At 57.8% G+C, this 1,237-nt stretch carries 1 protein-coding gene and 1 pseudogene; both read right to left on the reverse strand.

Annotated elements, in window-relative coordinates:
- Window positions 1-24: 24 nt before the first annotated feature.
- Window positions 25-864: pseudogene (gene sul1 / locus R7D93_RS25600) on the reverse strand (sulfonamide-resistant dihydropteroate synthase Sul1).
- Window positions 858-1,205 (reverse strand): quaternary ammonium compound efflux SMR transporter QacE delta 1, encoded by a 348-nt coding sequence (locus tag R7D93_RS25605; RefSeq protein ID WP_000679427.1) that lies wholly within the window; start codon window positions 1,203-1,205, stop codon window positions 858-860. Before R7D93_RS25605 ends, sul1 begins: the two are co-directional and overlap by 7 nt.
- Window positions 1,206-1,237: the final 32 nt, after the last annotated feature.

Here is a 1,237-nt window from a genome sequence, read left to right on the forward strand (position 1 = left end):
TAGCGGGCGGCCGGAAGGTGAATGCTAGGCATGATCTAACCCTCGGTCTCTGGCGTCGCGACTGCGAAATTTCGCGAGGGTTTCCGAGAAGGTGATTGCGCTTCGCAGATCTCCAGGCGCGTGGGTGCGGACGTAGTCAGCGCCATTGCCGATCGCGTGAAGTTCCGCCGCAAGGCTCGCTGGACCCAGATCCTTTACAGGAAGGCCAACGGTGGCGCCCAAGAAGGATTTCCGCGACACCGAGACCAATAGCGGAAGCCCCAACGCCGACTTCAGCTTTTGAAGGTTCGACAGCACGTGCAGCGATGTTTCCGGTGCGGGGCTCAAGAAAAATCCCATCCCCGGATCGAGGATGAGCCGGTCGGCAGCGACCCCGCTCCGTCGCAAGGCGGAAACCCGCGCCTCGAAGAACCGCACAATCTCGTCGAGCGCGTCTTCGGGTCGAAGGTGACCGGTGCGGGTGGCGATGCCATCCCGCTGCGCTGAGTGCATAACCACCAGCCTGCAGTCCGCCTCAGCAATATCGGGATAGAGCGCAGGGTCAGGAAATCCTTGGATATCGTTCAGGTAGCCCACGCCGCGCTTGAGCGCATAGCGCTAGGTTTCCGGTTGGAAGCTGTCGATTGAAACACGGTGCATCTGATCGGACAGGGCGTCTAAGAGCGGCGCAATACGTCTGATCTCATCGGCCGGCGATACAGGCCTCGCGTCCGGATGGCTGGCGGCCGGTCCGACATCCACGACGTCTGATCCGACTCGCAGCATTTCGATCGCCGCGGTGACAGCGCCGGCGGGGTCTAGCCGCCGGCTCTCATCGAAGAAGGAGTCCTCGGTGAGATTCAGAATGCCGAACACCGTCACCATGGCGTCGGCCTCCGCAGCGACTTCCACGATGGGGATCGGGCGAGCAAAAAGGCAGCAATTATGAGCCCCATACCTACAAAGCCCCACGCATCAAGCTTTTGCCCATGAAGCAACCAGGCAATGGCTGTAATTATGACGACGCCGAGTCCCGACCAGACTGCATAAGCAACACCGACAGGGATGGATTTCAGAACCAGAGAAAGAAAATAAAATGCGATGCCATAACCGATTATGACAACGGCGGAAGGGGCAAGCTTAGTAAAGCCCTCGCTAGATTTTAATGCGGATGTTGCGATTACTTCGCCAACTATTGCGATAACAAGAAAAAGCCAGCCTTTCATGATATATCTCCCAATTTGTGTAGGGCTTATTA

It is taken from the genome of Vibrio sp. YT-15 (assembly GCF_033337445.1).
GTDB classification, from domain to species: domain Bacteria; phylum Pseudomonadota; class Gammaproteobacteria; order Enterobacterales; family Vibrionaceae; genus Vibrio; species Vibrio alginolyticus.

What these genes read in the sequence shown, in the direction of transcription:
- R7D93_RS25605 (WP_000679427.1), bottom strand. Translation starts at nt 1,205, where the DNA reads ATGAAAGGCTGGCTTTTTCTTGTTATCGCAATAGTTGGCGAAGTAATC.